Consider the following 19,699-nt stretch of genomic DNA (forward strand, 5'->3'; position numbering starts at 1 on the left):
CCGCTCTCTACCTCTCGCGCTTGTCCGGCTGGCCGCCATCGCGCAGGATGCACCCAGCCCCCGCGACGAGAGACCGCATGATCGACGACATCCGCTACCTGATCGTATTCGCCAAGATCGCCGAGACCGGCTCCGTCTCCGGCGGCGCCGAGGCGCTGGGCCTAAGCGCCGCGACCGCCAGCCTGCACCTGTCCAGGCTGGAACGGAACCTGGGCCGTGCGCTGCTCTACCGCAACAGCCGCAAGCTGTCGCTGACCCAGGACGGCACGCAGTTGCTGGACACCGCCCGCTCCATGCTGGAACTCTACGAGAAGGGCTTCATCGAGTTCCGCCAGCGCGCCGTCTCGACCCGCAACAGCCTGCGCATCTCGATGCCCGCGGTGTTCGTCAACGGCGACTTCACCCGTCACCTGGCAGCCTTCATCGAGGAGCATCCCGACCTCGACCTCGGCATCGCCTGCGACGACAGCCGCCACGACATCATCGGCGACGGCATCGACATCGCCTTCCGCATCGGCGACCTGCCGGACAGCTCGCTGAAGGCCCGTCACCTGTTCCTGCTGCCGCGCCAGGTAGTGGCGGCACCGGCATTCCTGGCCCGGCACGCGCCGCTGGAACACCCGCGCGACCTGCAGCGGCTGGAATGGATCGGGCTCGGCATGCGCCCCGACAGCCGGCTATTCCGTCATGCGCGGGACGACGAGGAGGTACGCGTCGACTACACCCCGCGGGTGCGCGTCGACAGCGTCGAAGCCTCCTGCCGCCTGGCCCGCCTCGGCGTCGGCCTGGCCGCGCCGCCGACCTACCTGAGCGACGAGCCGATCCGCCGCGGCGAGTTGCGCGCGGTGCTGCCGGAATGGCGCCTGGAGCCGTTGAAGGTGTATGCGGTGTGGCCGCCCAACGTACCCGCCAGCAGCATCGCCTATACCCTCATCAATCGCCTCTACGAGGCCTTCAATCCGGGCTAGCGGCGAGCTGCAGGTAGAGCATGTAGCCAGCGGTCAGCACCAGGGTGCCGCCCATCGCCCGATTGAACAGGCGCACCCGCCGGGGGCTGTCGAGCAGCAGCGCCACGCGGTCACCGAGCAGTGCCCAGGCGGCCAGCGAGAGGTAGCAGACCACCAGGTAGATGGCCATGAAGACCAGCAGCGGCGCGTGCGTGCTCGGGCTGGCGAACAAGGCCACGCCGGAAGCGCAGGCGATCCAGGCCTTGGGATTGAGCCATTGCAGGAGCACGCCCTGGAAGAACCCGGGGACCCCGTTTTCCTCCAGGGCCAGGCGTGGATCCGCGGTGGCGATGCGGTAGCCCACATGAGCGATGAACGCCGCGCCGGCCATCCCCAGGTAGTCGAAGAAGCGCGGGTAGGCCTCGATCGCGCGGACGAACCAGAAGCCGACGAAGGCCAGCAGCAGGACGAAGCCGAGGGTGGCGCCGGTGACGAACGGCAGGGTCCGGCGGAAACCATGGTTGGCGCCGGAAGCGACGATGGTCAGGTTCACCGGACCGGGGGAAATCGACAGGCTCAGGGAGAACGCGCCCATGGCGAGCAGCAGGGCTAGCGGCATGGGTCGAACTCCCCGGTCGGGTTGCGGGCTGGCTGGTGCGGGGCGGGCATGGGTTTCCTCCGTAGGCTCCTGGCGGGGCGCGACCGAACGGGTTGCGCCGCTGCCCGGAACGCTACAGGGAAAGCCCACCGGCATTAACGGGGCAAGGCTCAAGGCTGGTTTTGATTTTCCGCGCTTGACGACTGCGCCGGCCGCCGGCGCACCTCAGTCGTCCGCCTGGCCCGGCATGCGGATGCCATGCCGGCGCACCCGCCGATACAGGGTCGCTCGCGAGATACCCAGTTCCCGCGCCGCGGCCATGGGTTTCCAGCGATGCCGCACGAGGGCGTCGAGCAGGGCGTCGCGCTCCGGACCGCCGCCGCTCTCGCACGCACTGGCCGGTGTCCGGCCTTCGCCACGCAGCTCTGCCGGAAGGTCGGCGAGTTGCAGGGTGGCGCCGCCGCACAGCGCGCAGGCGTAGCGCAACACATGCCGCAACTGGCGGACATTGCCCGGCCAGCGATAGCCGAGCAGGCATTCCAGGGCTGCCTCGCCGAGTTCGATGCGTACGCCGCAGTGCGCGGTTTCCTCGTCGAGGATGCGCCGGATCAGCGCCAGCCGGTCGCTGCGTTCGCGTAGCGGCGGCAGTTCGAAGCGGGCGCCGCCGAGGCGGAAGTAGAGATCCTCGCGGAAGCCGCCGGCCGCCACCAGCGCCGCCAGGTCGCGGTGGGTGGCGCAGATCACCTGGATATCCACAGCCTGCCGGCGCGCAGCCCCCAGCGGCGCCACCTCGCCCTCGGCCAGCACGCGCAGCAGGCGGGTCTGCAGGCCCAGCGGCATGTCACCGATCTCGTCGAGGAACAGGGTACCGCCATCGGCCTGCTGCAGCAGGCCGCGCATCCCTTTCGCCGCCGCGCCGGTAAAGGCTCCGCCAACGTAGCCGAACAGCTCGCTCTCGATCAGGCTTTCGGGAATCGCCGCGCAGTTGAGCGCGACGAAGGGTTTGTCGCGACGGGCGCTGGCCTGGTGCAGCTGGCGGGCGAAAACCTCCTTGCCGGCGCCGGTCTCGCCCTGGATCAGCACCGGCAGGTTGCGGTCCTTGACCCGCACCGCCAGGCGCAGGCTTTCGGCGATGCGCGGGTCGAGCGCAGCGTCGTCGGGCACCTCGCGCTCCAGCCGCCGCGCCTTGGCCCGCGGCGCGCTGAGACGCACGTGCAGCTCGCCGGCCTGGCCGCGCAGCAGGCACGGCGCCTGGTCGGCGGCGGCGTGCAGGGCGTCGAGGTCGAACACCTCGCCGATGTGGCTCGGCACCTGCCCCAGGCGCTGCCGCAGGTAGTGCCGCGCCGCCGGGTTCAACGCCAGCAGGCGCCCATCGGCGTCCCAGGCGAACAGGTAGTCCGGCTGGCTGTCGACGTAGCCCGGCGCACGGTGCGCGCGCAGCACCCAATGGCCCTGGGCGCTGTGCATGAAGAAGGCGTTCTCGATCTCCCGCGCGCTCTGCGCCACCATCTGCCGGATCAGATGCTGGCTACGGCGGTCGTCCGGCGATTGCACGGCGGAAACGTCGAGCACACCGAGCAACTCGCCCTGCGGATCGAAGACCGGCGCCGCGGAACAGGTCAGGTCGATGAAGGCGGCGCGGAAGTGATCGCGCTTGTGCACCGTCACCGCAGTCCTGTCGGTGAGTACGGCGGCCACCCCGCAGGTGCCCTCCTCGCCTTCCGACCAGCAGGTGCCGAGGTACAGCCCGGCCTTGCGGCAGTCGTTGCGGATGGTCGACTCGACACGGTAGTCGATGGTCCGCCCCTGGGCATCGGTGAGCAGTACGCAGTAGTCGGCATCGCGCACCCGTCCATGCAGTCGCGCCACCTCTTCGCTGGCGATGCGCAGGAACAGTTCGGAACGCTCGCGACATTCGTCGAGGAGGGTCTGCGAGAGAATCCGCGGCCCTTGCAGGGACCCCGGGTCGAGACGGTGCTGCTCCATGGAGCGGCGCCAGGAGTCGAGGATCGGCGTCGGCACCGGCGCCTGCGGCAGGCGCGCGGCGTTCCTCAGGACACGGCTGACACAGTCCACATGGTCCTTCGAGTGTGCGGAAAGCATGGGGCCTCCGTTGCTCGGCATCTTGTTGTTGTGCCGCCCATTAAGCGCCCATCGGCGACCCTCGACAAGCGCCGGGCCGCCACAGCCGACGACTGAGACGGAGCGTCTCAGCGTCTCGCCGGGAACCCGTGCGCGATGACATGGGTTGTCTCGCCGGACGTCGCCCCGGCGGTCGCCGGCCTTCCCATGCCGGCGCTCTACGACGGGCCTTCCGGCCGCCACGCCGCAACCTGGCATCGGCCTTGCTCCAGCCACGGCGACGGCAGGGCGGACTGTCCGCTCCTCCCAACGCCCTGCCGCATACACCTACAAGAACAATCAGAGGTGAAGCATGCACGCTACGTCGTCCGACGATTTCTCCCTGTCTTCCCGGGTCGCGCTGGTGACCGGCGCCGGACGCGGCATCGGCCGGGGCATCGCCCTCGCCCTGGCGCGCGCCGGCGCCGACGTGGCGGTGGCCGACCTCGATCCGCAGGTCGCCGAGGAAACCGCCGCCGCGATCCGCAGCCTCGGTCGCCGCAGCCTGGCCCTTGGGGTCGACGTCAGCGACGGCGACAGCGTCCGGGCGATGGTCGAGCGGGTCGCCACGGAGTTCGGCCGGCTCGACGTGGCGGTGAACAATGCCGGGGTGATCAGCATCCGCAAGGTCGCCGAACTCAGCCTCGCCGACTGGGACCGGGTGATGAACGTCAACGCCCGCGGCGTGTTCCTCTGCTGCCAGGCCGAACTGCCGCTGATGCAGGCGCAGCGCTGGGGGCGGATCGTCAACCTGTCATCGATCGCCGGCAAGGTCGGTCTCCCCGACCTCGCCCACTACTGTGCCTCGAAGTTTGCCGTGATCGGTTTCAGCAATGCCCTGGCCAAGGAGGTCGCGCGCGACGGGGTGACGGTCAACGCGCTCTGCCCGGGAATCGTCGGCACCGGAATGTGGCGCGGCGAGGACGGCTTGTCGGGCCGCTGGCGGCAGGCCGGCGAAAGCGAGGCGCAGTCCTGGGAACGCCACCAGGCCAGCCTGCTGCCCCAGGGCGAGGCGCAGACCGTCGAAGACATGGGCCAGCTCGTCGTCTACCTGGCCTGCGCGCCGCACGTCACCGGCCAGGCCATCGCCGTCGACGGCGGATTCTCGCTATGACCCCGCCCTCGCCGATCGTCGGCATCATCGCCAACCCGGCCTCCGGTCGCGACCTGCGTCGCCTCACCGCCCATGCCGGGCTGCACTCCAGCACCGACAAGGCATCGGTGGTGCAACGCCTGCTCGCCGCCTTCGGCGCCACCGGCATCCGCCATGCGTTGCTGCCGCCGGACATGACCGGCATCGCCGCCGCCGTGCTCCGGGCCAGCCAGACCCGCCAGGCCCGCGACGGCCACTGGCCGTTCCTGGAGTTCCTCGACATGCCGCTGCGCCAGAGCGTCGAGGATACCCGCCTGGCGGCGCGGCGCATGGTCGAGCGCGGCGTGGCGCTGATCGCCGTGCTCGGCGGCGACGGCACGCACAAGGCAGTGGCCGCCGAGGTCGGCGACGTCCCCTTGCTGGCGCTGTCCACCGGGACCAACAACGCTTTCCCGGAGCTGCGCGAAGCCACCGGCGCGGGGCTCGCCGGCGGCCTCTGCGCCAGCAACCGGGTGCCGCCGGAGATCGGCCTGCGACGCAACAAGCGCCTGCTGGTGCGCGAGCCGCGCCGCGGGCTCTGCGAGTGGGCGCTGGTGGACGTCGCGGTGTCGCCGCAGCCGTTCATCGGCGCCCGCGCCATCAGTCGCGCCGAAGACCTCGCCGAAGTCTTCGTCAGCTTCGCCGAACCCCACGCCATCGGCCTTTCGGCGCTTTGCGGACTGTGGTCGCCGGTGAGCCGCGAGGAGCCCCACGGCGCCTGGATGCGCCTGCATCCGGACGCCCGCGAGAGCCTGCTGGTGCCGCTGGCGCCGGGCCTGCTGGTGGGCTGCGGGGTCTCTGCCGCCGGCTACCTGCAACCCGGCGTGGCCCACGCACCGAGCCTGTCCAGCGGGACCCTGGCGCTGGACGGAGAGCGCGAGATCGAGTTCAGCGCCACCGACCGCCCGAGCATCACCCTCGACCCTTCCGGCCCGTTCAGCGTCGATGTGCCGGCCACCCTCGCCTACGCCGCCCGCCATCGCCTGCTGGCCGGCCAGCGAACCCCGATGACCCCGTGAAGACAACCTGGAGAACAACAAGATGTCCACTCTGAGCACCGACCAACTGCTCCATGCCTACCGCGTGATGCGCACCATCCGCGCCTTCGAGGAACGCCTGCACGTCGAGTTCGCCACGGGCGAGATACCCGGCTTCGTCCACCTCTACGCCGGCGAGGAAGCCTCCGCCGCCGGCGTGATGGCGCACCTGCGCGACGACGACTGCATCGCCTCCACCCATCGCGGCCACGGCCACTGCATCGCCAAGGGCGTAGACGTGCACGGCATGATGGCGGAAATCTATGGCAAGAAGACCGGGGTCTGCCAGGGCAAGGGCGGCTCCATGCATATCGCCGACCTGGAGAAAGGCATGCTCGGCGCCAACGGAATCGTCGGCGCCGGCGCGCCGCTGGCCGCCGGCGCCGCGCTGGCGGCCAAGCTGAAAGGCAGCGATGCGGTGGCGGTGGCCTTCTTCGGCGATGGCGGCTCCAACGAAGGCGCGGTGTTCGAGGCGATGAACCTGGCCGCGGTGTGGAACCTGCCGTGCCTGTTCGTCGCCGAGAACAACGGCTATGCCGAGGCCACCGCGGCCAACTGGTCGGTGGCCTGCGACCACATCGCCGACCGCGCCGCCGGTTTCGGCATGCCCGGGGTGACGGTCGACGGCTTCGACTTCTTCGCCGTCCACGAGGCTGCCGGCGCCGCCATCGAGCGCGCCCGCGCCGGCGAGGGGCCGTCGCTGATCGAAGTCAAGCTGACCCGCTACTACGGACACTTCGAGGGCGACGCACAGACCTACCGCGATCCCGACGAAGTAAAGCACTACCGGGAAACCCGCGACTGCCTCAAGCAGTTCCGCGAACGCACCTGCCACGCCGGCCTGCTCTCCGCCAGCGACCTGGACGCCATCGACGCCGAGGTCGAGGCGCGCATCGAGGATGCCGTGCAGCGCGCGAAGAACGATCCCAAGCCGGAGCCGGACGACCTGCTGCGCGACGTCTACGTGTCCTATCCCTGAGCCGCCCGAAAACAAGAACGAGGAGAACCATCATGGCGAGAAAGATCAGCTACCAGCAGGCCATCAACGAGGCGCTGGCCCAGGAAATGCGCCGCGACCCGAGCGTCTTCATCATGGGCGAAGACAATGCCGGCGGCGCCGGCGCGCCCGGCGAGGACGACGCCTGGGGCGGCGTGCTGGGGGTCACCAAGGGCCTCTACCACCAGTTCCCCGGCCGTGTGCTGGATACCCCGTTGTCAGAGATCGGCTATGTCGGCGCCGCGGTCGGCGCCGCCACCCGCGGCATGCGCCCGGTGTGCGAACTGATGTTCGTCGACTTCGCCGGTTGCTGCCTGGACCAGATCCTCAACCAGGCCGCCAAGTTCCGCTACATGTTCGGCGGCAAGGCGGTCACCCCGCTGGTGATCCGTACCATGGTCGGCGCCGGCCTGCGCGCCGCCGCCCAGCATTCGCAGATGCTCACTTCGCTATGGACCCACATCCCCGGCCTCAAGGTGGTCTGCCCGTCGTCGCCCTACGACGCCAAGGGCCTGCTGGTCCAGGCGATCCGCGACAACGACCCGGTGATCTTCTGCGAGCACAAGCTGCTCTATTCGATGCAGGGCGAGGTACCCGAGGAGCTGTACAGCGTACCCTTCGGCGAGGCGAACTTCCTCCGCGACGGCGACGACGTCACCCTGGTGACCTACGGCCGCATGGTCCACCTGGCGCTGGACGCCGCCGCCAGCCTGGCGCGCCAGGGCATCTCCTGCGAAGTACTGGACCTGCGCAGCACCAGCCCACTGGACGAGGACAGCATTCTCGAAAGCGTGGAAAAGACCGGCCGCCTGGTGGTGGTCGACGAAGCCAACCCACGCTGCTCGATGGCCACCGACATCGCCGCGCTGGTCGCCGAACGGGCCTTCTCCGCGCTGCGCGCGCCGATCCGCCGGGTCACCGCGCCCCATACGCCGGTGCCTTTCTCCGACGCCCTGGAAGACCTCTACATCCCCGACGCGGCGAAGATCGAGGCAGCCGTGCGCCAGGCCCTGGAAGGGAGGGACGCGGCATGAGCCGGATCCATACACTGACCATGCCCAAGTGGGGCCTGTCGATGACCGAGGGTCGGGTGGACGCCTGGCTCAAGGAAGAGGGCGCGCATATCGAGAAAGGCGACGAGGTGCTCGACGTGGAGACCGACAAGATCTCCAGCAGCGTCGAGGCGCCCTTCTCGGGCGTGCTGCGGCGCAAGGTGGCGCGCGAGGACGAGACCCTGGCGGTCGGCGCGCTGCTCGGCGTGGTGGTCGAGGGCGAGGCGAGCGACGAGGAGATCGACGCACTGGTGCAACGCTTCCAGGCCGAATTCGTACCCGCCGACGAGGACGCTGGGGATAGCGGACCGGCACCGCGGAAAGTCGAGCTGGACGGGCGCCTACTGCGCTATTTCGACCGCGGCGAGGGCGATCCGGCGCTACTGCTGATCCACGGTTTCGGTGGCGACCTGAACAACTGGTTGTTCAACCACGAGGCGCTGGCCGCCGAGCGGCGGGTGATCGCTCTAGACCTGCCGGGCCACGGCGAGTCCGGCAAGGCCCTGGTGCGCGGCGACCTCGATGAACTCAGCGGCAGCGTGCTGGCCCTGCTCGACCACCTCGACCTGGAACAGGTACACCTGGCCGGTCACTCCATGGGGGGAGCGGTGGCGCTGAACTGCGCGCGCCTGGCGCCGCAGCGGGTGCTGTCGCTGAGCCTGATCGGCAGCGCCGGCCTCGGCGAGGAGATCAACGGCGACTACCTGCGCGGCTTCGTCGAGGCGGCCAACCGCAACGCGTTGAAGCCGCAACTGGTGCAGTTGTTCTCCGACCCCGCGCTGGTCACCCGGCAGATGCTCGAGGACATGCTCCGCTACAAGCGCCTGGAAGGCGTCGATGCGGCCCTGCGCCAGTTGCTGGACAACCTGTTCGCCGACGGTCGCCAGCGCAACGACCTGCGTGCCGTGGCGAGCGAGGGCCGCCAGCCGGTCCTGGCGATCTGGGGCAGCGATGACGCGATCATCCCGGCGCGGCATGCCGAGGGCCTGCCAGCCCAGGTGGAGATCATTCACGGACAGGCGCACATGGTGCAGATGGAAGCCGCCGAGCAGGTCAACCGCCTGCTGCTCGACTTCCTCCGCCAGCATTGAGGAGACGACCGACATGAACAGTTCCCCGCAAGCCAACGCGGCGATGCGCGCCGCCGTCTGGCACGGCCGCCACGATATCCGCGTGGAAGACGTGCCGCTCCCGGCCGAGCCGCCGCCCGGCTGGGTGCAGATCCGTGTGCACTGGTGCGGCATCTGCGGCTCCGACCTGCACGAATACCTGGCCGGCCCGGTATTCATCCCCGTGGAGGCGCCGCACCCGCTCACCGGCCTCAAGGATCAATGCATCCTCGGCCACGAGTTCAGCGGCGAAATCGTCCGCCTCGGCAACGGCGTGACCGGCTTCGCCGTCGGCCAGGCGGTCGCCGCAGACGCCTGCCAGCATTGCGGCACCTGCTACTACTGCCGGCATGGGCTGTACAACATCTGCGAGAACCTGGCCTTCACCGGGCTGATGAACAACGGCGCCTTCGCCGAATACGTCAACGTACCGGCCAACCTGCTCTACGCCCTGCCGGCCGGATTTCCCAGCGAGGCCGGCGCGCTGATCGAGCCGCTGGCGGTGGGCATGCACGCGGTGAAGAAGGCCGGCAGCCTGCTCGGGCAGAACGTGGTGGTGGTCGGCGCCGGCACCATCGGCCTGAGCACCATCATGTGCGCGCGCGCCGCCGGCGCGGCACAGGTGATCGCCCTGGAGATGTCCTCGGCGCGCAAGGCCAAGGCCCTGGAGGTCGGCGCCAGCCAGGTGCTCGACCCCTCGCGGTGCGACGCCCTAGGCGAAATCCGCGCCCTCACCGGCGGGCTTGGCGCCGACGTCAGCTTCGAATGCATCGGCAACAAGCACACCGCCAAGCTGGCCATCGATGCCATCCGCAAGGCCGGCAAATGCGTGCTTGTGGGAATCTTCGAGGAGCCCAGTGAATTCAATTTCTTCGAGCTGGTTTCCACCGAGAAGCAGTTGCTCGGGGCCCTCGCCTACAACGGCGAGTTCGCCGACGTGATCGCCTTCATAGCCGACGGCCGCCTCGACATCGCACCGCTGGTGACCGGTCGCATCGGCCTGGAAGAAATCGTCGAGCGCGGTTTCGAAGAGTTGGTGAACAACAAGGAGCACAACGTGAAGATCATCGTCTCGCCGGGCGGCTGACGCTTCAGCCCTTGTCGCGCTTGCGACACAGCCCCGCGGCCGGCGGGGCTTGCTTTACGAAACGCAGAGACGCGGGCGGAGGCTCAGAACCACTTGTCGTTGCGCTTGCGCCGCACCCTCAGCAGCGACGGCAGGATCAGCCCGGCGAACAGGCCGGCGCCGGCGATGCTGCCGCCGTAGACCATGTAGCGCATCAGCACCTGCTTGTTCTCGTCGCCCAGTTGCGCCTGCACCGCACGCAGGTCGGAGCGGGCCTTGCCGAGCTCGGCGTCCAGGTTGCTGCGCGCCGCCTGCAATTCGTCGATCAGCTTCTTGCGCGTGTCGAGGGTTTCCTGCATGCCCTGCACGCGGGTCTTCCAGGTGTCGTTGATGCCGTCCAGCTCGGCGGTCAGGGCGGCCACCTTCTGTTCCAGTTGCGGCAGGCGCTCGGCCTGGCCGGGAACCTCCTGCAAGTCGCGGCTGGGAATCCACACGGTGCTGCCGTTCTCGCCGCGCACCTGGCTGTAGTTGCCCTGGGTGCCAAGCAGCTCGACCTTCTGCCCGGAGGTGAGGGTGCCGACGATGCGATAGCCATCGGTGGGGCCGCTGCGCACGAAAGTGGTCAGGCTGTCGCTCACCCAGCGCGCGTTGCCGGTCGCCTCCTCGGCCTGCGCCGGGGCGCCGGCCGCCAGCAGGCCGCCGAGCAGGCAGGCTCCGATGACGCGGTTCTGGAACGGGGAAAGAGCGGCGGGGATGCGACGGGATAGGGACATGGCAATCTTCACATGGCGAGAGAACGAAACCCGCAAAGGGGAGCGAAAAAGCCGGCCAGTCGAATTGTTATGGACAAGCGCGCGACCGGGGCGGGGCTACCGCATGGCCAAGGGCCATGCGCCCGGCCCGGTTGGGCCGACGGCTGACAGACAGCGCTCGGGGCGATTGAGTTCACTCGTTTCCGCAGGAATGGATGGATGGTTGTAACAGCAGAATGCCAGGCCTGCCGACGGCCAGCGCTGCCCAGGCTGCGACCTGTCCGGATGATCCCCGGGGTACGACGGTATCTACGCCAAGGCAGAGGCTCCCTCGCCTGTACCACGTCCCACCGGTCGGATGGCGTGCTGCGATACAGCGGGCCCGTCAGGCGGCCAATCCGCAGGCGGTCACTCGCTCGCCATCGCCGCCAGGACGCGGCCGTCGCCGGCCCTTTCCATCATTCCTCTGCCAGGTGCCCGGCGAAGGTAGTGGCGCTGTAGCGCTCGCGGAACAGCCCCTTTTCCACCAGGCGCGGCACCACCTGTTCGAGGAACAGCCGCAGCGAGCCGACCGAGCCTCCCGGCGCGGCGATGAAACCGTCCATGGCGCCGGCGGCGGCCCAGTCGACGATCTGCTCGACGGCATCGTCCACCGTACCGATGACCTGCCAGTGCGCCGCGGAAACCACCTCGGGGCGCAGCAGCAACTGGTCCAGGCGTAGCGTCTCGCGCTCGATCAGGCGCCGCAGCAGGTCAGTGTGGGTGCGGCTGCCGGGGTTGGCCACCGGCGGCGGCAGGTCGGCCGCGGAAATCGGCCGGTCCAGCGGCCAGTCGCTGAGGTCGAGGCCGAGCATCTGCCTGATCGTGGCGAACTTGCGCGTGCGGTCCAGGCGCGCGTGGGTCTGCATGAAGATTTCCCGCGCCTCCTCGCGGCTCTCCGCCAGGTACAGGCTGAAGCCCGGCAGCAGGCGCACGTCGCGCGGCGAGCGACCGTGGCGTTCGGCGCGGCGGGAAAGGTCGCGGCGCAGTTCCAGGGCAGCCTCCTTGTCCGGGGTCGGCGCGAACACCAGGTCGGCCACCGAGGCGGCGAAGTCGCGCCCGCTCTCGGAGGCGCCGGCCTGCACCAGGGGAATCCGCGCCTCGCCGAAGGCCGGCAGGTTGAGCGGTCCCTTGACCTTGAGGAATTCGCCGTCGTGGTCGACCGGGTGCACCCGGGAAACGTCGGCGTAGCGGCCGCTCTCGCGGTCGACCAGGAGTGCCTCGCGGGGGAAGCTGTCCCACAGGTCGTGCACCAGCCGGGTGAACTCGGCGGCGCGCGCGTAGCGCTGCTCCGCATCGGGCATCGCGTCCAGGCCGAAGTTCTCGTGGCCCTGCAGCGCGGTGACGATGTTCCAGCCGGCGCGGCCGTTGCTGATCCAGTGCAGCGATTGCAGCTGCCGGGCCACCACGTAGGGCGGATAGAACGTGGTGGAGACCGTCGACACCAGGCCGATCCGCGAGGTTTCGCGGGCGACCGCGGCAAGCAGTACGGTGGGATCCAGGCTGGCGAAGCCGGAGCCGGTCTCCAGCACGTCCAGTGGCAGGCTGCTGACGTCCGGGCGAAACACGAAGTCGAGGTGGGCGGCTTCGGAGCGCCTGGCGATGTCGACGGCGAAATCGCTGCCGAAGATGCCTTCGATATTGCTGTCGGGGCGCCGCCAGGCATCGCCGCTGAGCCAGGTGGGGGCCAGCGACATGCCGATGTGCAGGCGTTTCGGGGTACTCATCGTGCCAATCTCCTGTATGGGCTCTGGGGCTGGGCCGGCCCTGCGCGGGGCCGGCTTCTCGGGGCGCCTAGAAGGTGCCCTTGATGCCGATGCCGAGGGTCCGCGGCTGCGTCATGCTCGCCTCGATGCCGCCGATCCCCCGGTTTTCCTGCATGTAGGTGGGCGAGCGGTCGTCGAACACGTTCTTCACGTAGCCATAGAGCTGCACCTGGTCGTTGAAGCGGTAGCTGGCGCGGGCGTCGGTGAGGGTGTAGGCCTTGATCGAGTAGGCCTTGGTGTTGGCGGTGTCCGAGTAGTAGCCGTCCAGGTAGCGCACCTGGGCGTTCAGGTTGAGGCGCTCGGTGACGTCCCAGCTCGGTCCGAAGCTGAGGGTATAGCCCGGCGAGCGGGCGAACTCGTTGTGCTCGTAGCCGGTATTGCCGGACATCTCGTCGATCCGGGTGCGTAGCACGCCGGCGCTGGCCTTCAGCCGCAGGTCGTCGCGCAGGCGATAGTCGAGGTCCAGCTCCATGCCGTAGGCGTGGGCCTTCTCGGCGTTGATGGTGTACGACTGCGCCACCCCCGGCGAAACCACCACCGGGATGTTGTACTGGGCGTCCTTGAAATCCATGAAGAACAGGTTGCCGTTCAGCACCAGGCGGCCGTCGAGCAGGCTGGCGCGGGTGAACAGTTCGTAGTTCCAGATGGTTTCTTCCTTGAAGTAGGCCCAGTTGCGGGTGGTCAGGTTGAGCGACACGCCGCCGGGGTTGTAGCCGCGGCTGACCAGGCCGCCGACGGTCCAGTCCGGGGTCGCGGCGAAGGCCAGGGAGACTTTCGGCAGGAAGGCCGAGAAGGTCTTCTGGTAGTCCAGCGGACGCGGCGCCAGCACCGAGTTGCCGCTGCGCTCGATGCGATCCTCCTGGTAGCGCAGGCCGGTGGTCAGGGTCCAGCGGTCGCTCAGGCGGTAGTTCAGCTCGCCGAACACACCGAGGTTCTTCTTCGTGTCGTCGAAGGCCGACAGCCCGCGCAGGTGCAGTGTCTCGTCGGTGCGGGTGCGAGCGTAGTAGACCCCGCCCATGCCGCTGATCCGGTCCTCCTGCTCGCCGAAGCTGATCCGCGATTCGTTGGAGGCGTTCTTCTGGCGGATATCGGCGTCGCCCTCGCCGCCCGCGCCGGTGGTGCGGTGCACCGAGGACAGCGAGTACTGCGCCTGGTTGAACAGGCGGATGCCGTTGTCGAGGTCATAGGCGACGTCAAGGATGCTGGTGTTGGTGTCCTGCTCCCAGCTGGGCATGGTGGTCGAGCGATGGTCGAGCTTGTCGAACGGGCGGGTCGCCGCTTCCTGGGTCGGGCGGTTGCTGTCGTTGTGGGAGAAGGTGAACTTGCTCTCCAGGCCCGGAATTCCGCTGGGCAGCCAGAGCAGCTTGGCGCGCGCGTTGAGGGCGCGGAAGTCCTGGTCGGTGCCGCTGTCCTGGAACTTCGGGTTGTCGTAGTCGATGAAGGTGTCGCGACCCGCGTAGTCCACCGCCAGGCGCCCGGCGAAGTCCTGCGCCAGCGGGCCGGACACTGCGATCGAGCTGCGCCGCGAATGGTAGCTGCCGATCTCCGCCTGGTAGGCAGCCTCGGGGCTGAAGGTCGGGTCCTTGGTGTTGACGATGATCGCCCCGGCGATGGCGTTGGCGCCCTGGGAGGTGGTCTGCGGGCCGCGGAACACCTCGATGCTGTCGACGTCCCAGACCGAGGTCGCGCCGAAGAACATCTCGTTGTAGTTCAGGTAGTGGCCATCGAGGTTGATCGTCGCCCGCGGCACTGTGCCGCCCCAGAACACGTTCTGCCCGTTGTTCGGGCCCTGGGTGTCCTGGCCGCGGATGATCGGCGCGCCCACCGAGTCGGTGTAGACCACGTTGGGACTGCCATTGATCACCTCGGCGACCGAGGCGTTGCCGGTCTGCTTGCGGTCGATGTCGCGGGCGCTGGTGAGCGATACCGAGGACGCCGTGTCCTTCAGCGAGCGTTCACGTTTCTCGCCGGTCACGACCAGCGCCTCGAGGGCGGCGGGTTCGTCCTCGGCGGGCGGGTTTTCCCGGGCCAGTGCCGATGGCGAGGCGAGCAGGGTGGACAGCGTGACGACGCCGATTCCCCGGTTGAGCGTGCGGTGCGTGCGGGCGTTCAAGGATCTTCTCCAAATGGGAATGACTCTCTTTTACATTCAGGCTATCACGCCACCAGAACATTCCTCAATGGGGAATAGATTCCTCATTGCGAAATATGAAATCTCCTACACCCGTCCCTTCCGCGGCGCCCCACCGCCCCGGGGAATCGGTATCATGGGCGCCGCCCGCGCCACCGCAGCGCGGACCGAAGCCTATGGATCAACCGTGGTGAGGAGACCGAGCCGTTGAATACTTCGCAGCCCCCGGCGGACGAGATGCCGGACGCCCCGGGCGAAAAGCGCTCCGGCACCATCCAGTCGGTGTCCATCGCCGCGCGCTTCCTGAAGACCCTGGCCAACGCCGAAGGCGAGCTGGCCCTCGGCGAAGTGGCCCGGCGCACCGGCACCGGCGGCTCCACCGCGCACCGCTACCTGCAGAGCCTGGTGAAGGAAGGCCTGGCCCGCCAGGACCCGCTCAGCGGTCTCTACGACCTCGGGCCGGCGGCGCTGAGCATCGGCATAGGCGCGCTGAAGCGGATCGACGCGGTGGATATCGCCGCCCGCCACATGAAGGCCCTGGCCCAACGGCATGCCGCCAGCGGCGGGGTGGCGATCTGGACCGAGCGCGGCCCGACCCTGGTGCGCTGGTACCGCAGCGCCTATTTCTCGATCAACCCGCTGGCCCTGGGCGATATCCTGCCCATCGACAATACCGCTTGCGGCCTGGTGTTCCAGGCCTTCCTGCCGAAGGCCGTGGTCGACGCCGCGCGCAAGCAGCAACCGGCGCACTTCCGCGGCAGCCCGCCGAGCCGCGCGCTGCTCGACGAGGTGCGTGAGCGCTGCTGGGCCGAACTGACCAGCCACCTGCTGTCGAATGTCACCGGCCAGGCGGCGCCGGTGTTCGACGCCCAGCAGGAGATCGTCTGCGCCATGACCACGGTGACCGATCTCGGCCAGTTGCAGTCGGCGGAAGACCGCGACGCGCTGTTCCACGAGGCGCTGCAGGTCAACCAGTCCACCGGTGGCCTGGTACTCCACCCCGGCATGCGGCCGCCGCCGCGCTGAGCCACCTCAGCCCGGCGCGTCGGCGGCGATCCCGCGCGGCACCAGCAGCGGCGTGCCGCTGACCGGGTCGGCGATGATCAACGAGCGCAAGCCGAACACCTCCTCCACCAGACGCTCGGTGAAGATATGCGCCGGCGCGCCCTCGGCGAGGATCGCGCCGTCACGCATGGCGATCAGGTGCGAGGCGTAGCGGCAGGCCTGGTTGAGGTCGTGCAGCACGGCGACGATGGTGCGCCCCTGGCGATTCAGCTCGGCGAGCAGTTCGAGCAATTCGATCTGGTGGACGATATCCAGGTAGGTGGTTGGCTCGTCGAGCAGCAGCAACGGGGTTTCCTGCGCCAGCACCATGGCGATCCACACGCGTTGCCGCTGGCCGCCGGAGAGCGCATCGAGCGGTCGCTCGGCCAGGCCGTCGACCCGCGTGGCGCGTAACGCCGCCGCTACCGCGCGCTCATCCGCCGGCGACCACTGGCGCAGGAACGACTGGTGCGGATAGCGCCCGCGCGCCACCAGCTCGGCCACCGTGATGCCATCCGGCGCCAGCGCGCTCTGCGGCAGCAGGCCGAGACGCCGCGCCACTTCCCGTCCCGGCAGGCTGTGGATATCCCTGCCGTCCAGCACCACCCGGCCCTCGGCCGGCGCCAACAGGCGCGACAATGCCGCCAGCAGGGTCGACTTGCCGCAGGCGTTGGGCCCGACGATCACACTGAACGAACCCTCGGGGATGGCCAGCGAGAGATTCCGCGAAACGGTCCGCGCGTCGCGGCGCAAGGTCACGGCGTCCGCGTGCAGGCGATGGGTCATGGGAGGTTCCTGGATAAGAATGGCTCGAATATGTGGAATCGATTCTACATTATGGAATAGACTGTATGAGAAGCATTATCATATGAATCCGTCCGCCCGGCGTCCCCTACAGCGAAAACAGCCTTCATGCCGACCCGCCGCCGCTCCGCCCTGCCGTTACTCGCCCTCGCCCTGAGCCTGTTCGCCACCCTCGCCGCGGCCGGGGAGCCGAAGCCGGCGCGGATCGTCTCCACCACCCCGAGCGTCACCGGCATCCTGCTGGCGATGGACGCACCGCTGGTGGCCAGCGCCGCCACCACGCCAAGTCGCCTGACCGACGCCAAGGGCTTCTTCTCGCAATGGGCGAAGGTCGCCGACCAACGTGGCGTCGAGGTGCTCTACCGCAACCTGCGCTTCGACATCGAAGCGGTGATCGCCCAGGATCCGGACCTGCTGGTCGCCTCCGCCACCGGCGCCGACAGCGCCGCGCCATACCGTGCGGAGCTGGAGGCGCAGGGCGTACCGACGCTGGTGGTCGACTACTCGAAACACAGCTGGCAGGAACTGGCTACCGAGCTGGGCCGGCACACCGGCTTGGAACGCCAGGCGCAGGCCGCCATCCAGCGCTTCGACGCCTACACCGCCGAAGTCGCCGCGGCCATCGCGCCGCCGCAGGGCCCGGTCAGCGTGGTCGGCTACAACATCGCCGGCAGCTATTCCATCGGCCGCCAGGCCAGCCCCCAGGCACGCCTGCTCGAGGCCCTCGGCTTCCAGGTGGCGGAACTGCCGGAGGCGCTGGCGGGCAAGGTGACGCGCGCCTCGGACTTCCAGTTCATCTCGCGGGAAAACCTGCCCGCCGCCATCGCCGGCGACAGCGTGTTCCTGCTCGGCGCCAGCGACGACGACGTGCAGGCGTTCCTCGCCGACCCGGTACTGGCCAACCTGTCGGCGGTCCGCGAAAAGCGCGTGTACGCCCTGGGCCCCAGTTCCTTCCGCATCGACTACTACTCGGGACGGCAGATGATCGACAACGTCGCCCGCCATTTCCGCTGAGCCATGCGCCCGTTCGCCGGAAGTCCGCTCATGCAGGCGTCCCCGATGCGCCGCCGGCGCCTGCGCGCCTGGGGCCTGCTCGCCGGCGCGCTGCTGCTCGCGCTGGCGGCCCTGGCCAGCCTGGCGCTGGGCTCGCGGCCGGTGCCCCTGGCGGTCACACTGGACGCCCTGCAAGCCGTCGATCCGCACGATGATCGCCACCTGGTGGTACGCGAACTGCGCCTGCCACGCACCCTGGTGGCGCTGCTGGCCGGCGCGGCGCTGGGAGTGGCCGGCGCGCTGATGCAGGCGCTGACGCGCAATCCGCTGGCCGAACCCGGCCTGCTGGGGATCAACGCCGGCGCGGCGCTGGCGGTGATCGTCGGGGTCGCGCTGTTCGACCTGGCGAGCATGGGCCAGTACCTCGGTTGCGCCTTCCTCGGCGCCGGCCTGGCCGGCATCGCCGTATTCCTTCTCGGCCAGGCCCGCGAGACCGGCACCAACCCGGTGCGCCTGGTGCTGGCGGGTGCCGGCTTGTCAGTGATGCTCGCCTCGCTGACCGGGATCATCGTGCTGAACGCCCCGCCGGAAGTCTTCGACCGCTTCCGCCACTGGGCCGCCGGCTCGCTTTCCGGCAGCGGCTTCGCCCTGCTCGGATGGCCGGGCCTGGCCATCGGCGCCGGGCTGGCCGCCGCCTTCGCCCTCGCCGCCAGGCTCAATGCCCTGGCCCTGGGCCAGGAGATCGGCCGGGCGCTCGGCGTCGACCTGCGCCTGACCTGGCTGCTCGCCTGCCTGGCGGTGATGCTGCTGGCCGGCGCGGCGACCGCCCTGGCCGGGCCGATCGCCTTCGTCGGCCTGGTCGCCCCGCACCTCGCGCGACTGCTGGCCGGACCGGACCAGCGCTGGATCCTGCCTTTCTCGGCGCTGATCGCCGCCGGCCTGCTGCTCGGCGCCGACATCCTCGGGCGGCTGCTGGCGGCGCCGGCGGAGATCGCCGCCGGAATCGTCGCTTTGCTGCTCGGCGGACCGGCCTTCATCGTCCTGGTCAGGCGCTTCCGCCTGAGCCGCCTGTGAACGGTCTCCACGCCCTGCGCCTGGGCTCCCTGTCGCTGCGTTGGCGGCCACGGGCGGCGCTGGCCTGCCTGGTCCTCGCGGGGGTCGGACTGGCGCTGGCGGCGGCGCTGCTGGGGACCGGCAGCCTGGCGCTGGGTCCGGCAGAGGTGTTCGCCAGCCTGCTCGGCCAGGGCCAGGACCCCACCGCCCAGCGCATCGTCCAGCGCGTGCGCCTGCCACGGGTGCTCACCGCCTGCCTGGTCGGCGCCGCGCTGGGCATGGCCGGGGCGATCTTCCAGTCGATCTCGCGCAATCCGCTGGGCTCGCCCGACGTCATCGGTTTCACCACCGGCGCCGCCAGCGGCGCCATCGTGCAGATCATCCTGTTCGATGCCGGCCCGCTGGCCACCTCGCTGGCGGCGCTGGCCGCCGGCCTCTGCACGGCGCTGGCGGTGGTGCTGCTGGCGCGCCGGGGCGCCACCGCCGGCGGCTACCGCCTGGTGCTGGTGGGCATCGGTGTCGGCGCCAGCCTGTCGGGCCTGAACAGCCTGCTGCTGGTCACCGGCAACCTCGACCAGGCGATGTATGCCCAGCTCTGGCTGGCCGGCTCGCTGAACACCCGGACCTGGTCGCACGTCGTCCCGGCAGCGCTGGGCCTGCTCGCCAGCGTGCCGCTGGCGCTGTACCACGGTCGTCGCCTGGAAGTGCTGGAGCTGGGCGATGCCAGCGCCGCCCAGCTCGGCGTGGCGGTGGAGCGCGTGCGCTTGCAGATGGTCCTGGTCGCCGTCGGCATGACCGCCATCGCCACCGCCGCGGCCGGCCCCATCGCCTTCATCGCCCTGGCCGGCCCGCAACTGGCCCGGCGCCTGACCCGCTCGGCCGGGGTGCCGTTGCTGTCCGGCGCATTGATGGGCGCGGTCCTGCTGCTGGCCGCCGACCTGCTCGGCCAGCGCCTGGCATACGTCGCCAACCTGCCGATCGGCCTGATGACCGGCCTGCTCGGCGGTTTCTACCTGCTCTGGCTACTGCTGCGCAGCCGCCGGATCTGAGCCCCGGCC

The 19,699-nt window shown here is 69.6% G+C and carries 17 protein-coding genes; 11 read left to right on the forward strand and 6 right to left on the reverse strand.

The window, feature by feature from the left end; genetic code table 11:
• Window positions 1–77 precede the first annotated feature (77 nt).
• A complete protein-coding gene (locus tag HMPREF1224_RS23405) occupies window positions 78–968 on the forward strand; it encodes a LysR family transcriptional regulator (RefSeq protein WP_003093500.1) in 891 nt (296 codons plus the stop codon).
• On the opposite strand, the gene HMPREF1224_RS23410 is transcribed toward HMPREF1224_RS23405, so the two are convergent.
• The gene (locus tag HMPREF1224_RS23410; protein WP_003104796.1) at window positions 955–1,566 is read right to left on the reverse strand and encodes a LysE family translocator; all 612 of its coding nucleotides are present in this window, start codon (window positions 1,564–1,566) and stop codon (window positions 955–957) included. The genes HMPREF1224_RS23405 and HMPREF1224_RS23410 overlap by 14 nt on opposite strands.
• A 204-nt stretch (window positions 1,567–1,770) precedes the next feature.
• The gene (locus tag HMPREF1224_RS23415) at window positions 1,771–3,648 is read right to left on the reverse strand and encodes a sigma-54-dependent Fis family transcriptional regulator (RefSeq protein WP_003104795.1); all 1,878 of its coding nucleotides are present in this window, start codon (window positions 3,646–3,648) and stop codon (window positions 1,771–1,773) included.
• A gap of 331 nt (window positions 3,649–3,979) precedes the next feature.
• Between HMPREF1224_RS23415 and HMPREF1224_RS23420 the strand changes: the two genes are divergently transcribed.
• Genes HMPREF1224_RS23420 through HMPREF1224_RS23445 form a run of 6 tightly spaced genes read left to right on the forward strand, consistent with a single transcriptional unit; the run spans window position 3,980 to window position 10,080 of the window.
• Window positions 3,980–4,780 carry an SDR family NAD(P)-dependent oxidoreductase gene (locus HMPREF1224_RS23420; RefSeq protein WP_003104791.1) on the forward strand — a complete coding sequence of 267 codons (801 nt, stop codon included), beginning with the start codon at window positions 3,980–3,982 and terminating at the stop codon, window positions 4,778–4,780.
• The gene (locus HMPREF1224_RS23425; protein ID WP_003112999.1) at window positions 4,777–5,817 is read left to right on the forward strand and encodes an ATP-NAD kinase family protein; all 1,041 of its coding nucleotides are present in this window, start codon (window positions 4,777–4,779) and stop codon (window positions 5,815–5,817) included. The genes HMPREF1224_RS23420 and HMPREF1224_RS23425 overlap by 4 nt, the downstream gene beginning before the upstream one ends.
• A 22-nt stretch (window positions 5,818–5,839) precedes the next feature.
• On the forward strand, window positions 5,840–6,814 hold the full coding sequence (locus HMPREF1224_RS23430; RefSeq protein WP_003093507.1) for a thiamine pyrophosphate-dependent dehydrogenase E1 component subunit alpha: 975 nt from the start codon (window positions 5,840–5,842) through the stop codon (window positions 6,812–6,814).
• Between the two features lie 32 nt (window positions 6,815–6,846).
• Window positions 6,847–7,866 carry an alpha-ketoacid dehydrogenase subunit beta gene (locus tag HMPREF1224_RS23435; RefSeq protein ID WP_003104786.1) on the forward strand — a complete coding sequence of 340 codons (1,020 nt, stop codon included), beginning with the start codon at window positions 6,847–6,849 and terminating at the stop codon, window positions 7,864–7,866.
• The gene (locus HMPREF1224_RS23440; protein WP_003104784.1) at window positions 7,863–8,975 is read left to right on the forward strand and encodes an acetoin dehydrogenase dihydrolipoyllysine-residue acetyltransferase subunit; all 1,113 of its coding nucleotides are present in this window, start codon (window positions 7,863–7,865) and stop codon (window positions 8,973–8,975) included. Before HMPREF1224_RS23435 ends, HMPREF1224_RS23440 begins: the two co-directional genes overlap by 4 nt.
• 43 nt (window positions 8,976–9,018) lie before the next feature.
• Entirely contained in the window at window positions 9,019–10,080 is a 1,062-nt protein-coding gene (locus HMPREF1224_RS23445) for a 2,3-butanediol dehydrogenase (protein WP_003104781.1), read from the forward strand.
• Window positions 10,081–10,163: 83 nt separating this feature from the next.
• Here HMPREF1224_RS23445 and HMPREF1224_RS23450 read toward each other — a convergent pair whose 3' ends face one another.
• From HMPREF1224_RS23450 to HMPREF1224_RS23460, 3 genes are all read right to left on the reverse strand, one after another.
• Window positions 10,164–10,832: a TIGR04211 family SH3 domain-containing protein gene (locus tag HMPREF1224_RS23450; RefSeq protein WP_003104779.1), complete on the reverse strand. Its 669-nt coding sequence runs from the start codon at window positions 10,830–10,832 to the stop codon at window positions 10,164–10,166.
• 437 nt (window positions 10,833–11,269) lie between these two features.
• Complete coding sequence (locus tag HMPREF1224_RS23455; protein WP_003118183.1) at window positions 11,270–12,577, reverse strand: NtaA/DmoA family FMN-dependent monooxygenase; 1,308 nt, start codon at window positions 12,575–12,577, stop codon at window positions 11,270–11,272.
• Window positions 12,578–12,644: 67 nt separating this feature from the next.
• Complete coding sequence (locus HMPREF1224_RS23460; RefSeq protein ID WP_010793447.1) at window positions 12,645–14,729, reverse strand: TonB-dependent receptor; 2,085 nt, start codon at window positions 14,727–14,729, stop codon at window positions 12,645–12,647.
• A gap of 255 nt (window positions 14,730–14,984) precedes the next feature.
• Between HMPREF1224_RS23460 and HMPREF1224_RS23465 the strand changes: the two genes are divergently transcribed.
• Entirely contained in the window at window positions 14,985–15,773 is a 789-nt protein-coding gene (locus tag HMPREF1224_RS23465; protein ID WP_003119004.1) for an IclR family transcriptional regulator, read from the forward strand.
• 6 nt (window positions 15,774–15,779) lie between these two features.
• Here the strand turns inward: HMPREF1224_RS23465 and HMPREF1224_RS23470 are convergent, their stop codons facing one another.
• Window positions 15,780–16,577 (reverse strand): ABC transporter ATP-binding protein, encoded by a 798-nt coding sequence (locus HMPREF1224_RS23470; RefSeq protein WP_003093530.1) that lies wholly within the window; start codon window positions 16,575–16,577, stop codon window positions 15,780–15,782.
• A 126-nt stretch (window positions 16,578–16,703) separates the two neighbouring features.
• Between HMPREF1224_RS23470 and fepB the strand changes: the two genes are divergently transcribed.
• From fepB to HMPREF1224_RS23485, 3 genes are read left to right on the forward strand one after another with little or no spacing between them, the layout of a single operon-like run.
• The gene (gene fepB, locus HMPREF1224_RS23475; protein WP_003093531.1) at window positions 16,704–17,609 is read left to right on the forward strand and encodes a Fe2+-enterobactin ABC transporter substrate-binding protein; all 906 of its coding nucleotides are present in this window, start codon (window positions 16,704–16,706) and stop codon (window positions 17,607–17,609) included.
• Between the two features lie 30 nt (window positions 17,610–17,639).
• Complete coding sequence (locus HMPREF1224_RS23480; protein WP_003118181.1) at window positions 17,640–18,662, forward strand: FecCD family ABC transporter permease; 1,023 nt, start codon at window positions 17,640–17,642, stop codon at window positions 18,660–18,662.
• Window positions 18,659–19,690 (forward strand): FecCD family ABC transporter permease, encoded by a 1,032-nt coding sequence (locus HMPREF1224_RS23485; protein ID WP_003119001.1) that lies wholly within the window; start codon window positions 18,659–18,661, stop codon window positions 19,688–19,690. The genes HMPREF1224_RS23480 and HMPREF1224_RS23485 overlap by 4 nt, the downstream gene beginning before the upstream one ends.
• Window positions 19,691–19,699 lie beyond the last annotated feature (9 nt).

Source organism: Pseudomonas sp. P179 (assembly GCF_000478485.2).
GTDB lineage: Bacteria > Pseudomonadota > Gammaproteobacteria > Pseudomonadales > Pseudomonadaceae > Pseudomonas > Pseudomonas aeruginosa.

Bases quoted from the DNA above. Each gene is read 5' to 3' on its own strand.
- HMPREF1224_RS23405 (WP_003093500.1), top strand. From the start codon at position 78: ATGATCGACGACATCCGCTACCTGATCGTATTCGCCAAGATCGCCGAG.
- HMPREF1224_RS23410 (WP_003104796.1), bottom strand. From the start codon at position 1,566: ATGCCGCTAGCCCTGCTGCTCGCCATGGGCGCGTTCTCCCTGAGCCTG.
- HMPREF1224_RS23415 (WP_003104795.1), bottom strand. From the start codon at position 3,648: ATGCTTTCCGCACACTCGAAGGACCATGTGGACTGTGTCAGCCGTGTC.
- HMPREF1224_RS23420 (WP_003104791.1), top strand. From the start codon at position 3,980: ATGCACGCTACGTCGTCCGACGATTTCTCCCTGTCTTCCCGGGTCGCG.
- HMPREF1224_RS23425 (WP_003112999.1), top strand. From the start codon at position 4,777: ATGACCCCGCCCTCGCCGATCGTCGGCATCATCGCCAACCCGGCCTCC.
- HMPREF1224_RS23430 (WP_003093507.1), top strand. From the start codon at position 5,840: ATGTCCACTCTGAGCACCGACCAACTGCTCCATGCCTACCGCGTGATG.
- HMPREF1224_RS23435 (WP_003104786.1), top strand. From the start codon at position 6,847: ATGGCGAGAAAGATCAGCTACCAGCAGGCCATCAACGAGGCGCTGGCC.
- HMPREF1224_RS23440 (WP_003104784.1), top strand. From the start codon at position 7,863: ATGAGCCGGATCCATACACTGACCATGCCCAAGTGGGGCCTGTCGATG.
- HMPREF1224_RS23445 (WP_003104781.1), top strand. From the start codon at position 9,019: ATGCGCGCCGCCGTCTGGCACGGCCGCCACGATATCCGCGTGGAAGAC.
- HMPREF1224_RS23450 (WP_003104779.1), bottom strand. From the start codon at position 10,832: ATGTCCCTATCCCGTCGCATCCCCGCCGCTCTTTCCCCGTTCCAGAAC.
- HMPREF1224_RS23455 (WP_003118183.1), bottom strand. From the start codon at position 12,577: ATGAGTACCCCGAAACGCCTGCACATCGGCATGTCGCTGGCCCCCACC.
- HMPREF1224_RS23465 (WP_003119004.1), top strand. From the start codon at position 14,985: ATGCCGGACGCCCCGGGCGAAAAGCGCTCCGGCACCATCCAGTCGGTG.
- HMPREF1224_RS23470 (WP_003093530.1), bottom strand. From the start codon at position 16,577: ATGACCCATCGCCTGCACGCGGACGCCGTGACCTTGCGCCGCGACGCG.
- fepB (WP_003093531.1), top strand. From the start codon at position 16,704: ATGCCGACCCGCCGCCGCTCCGCCCTGCCGTTACTCGCCCTCGCCCTG.
- HMPREF1224_RS23480 (WP_003118181.1), top strand. From the start codon at position 17,640: ATGCAGGCGTCCCCGATGCGCCGCCGGCGCCTGCGCGCCTGGGGCCTG.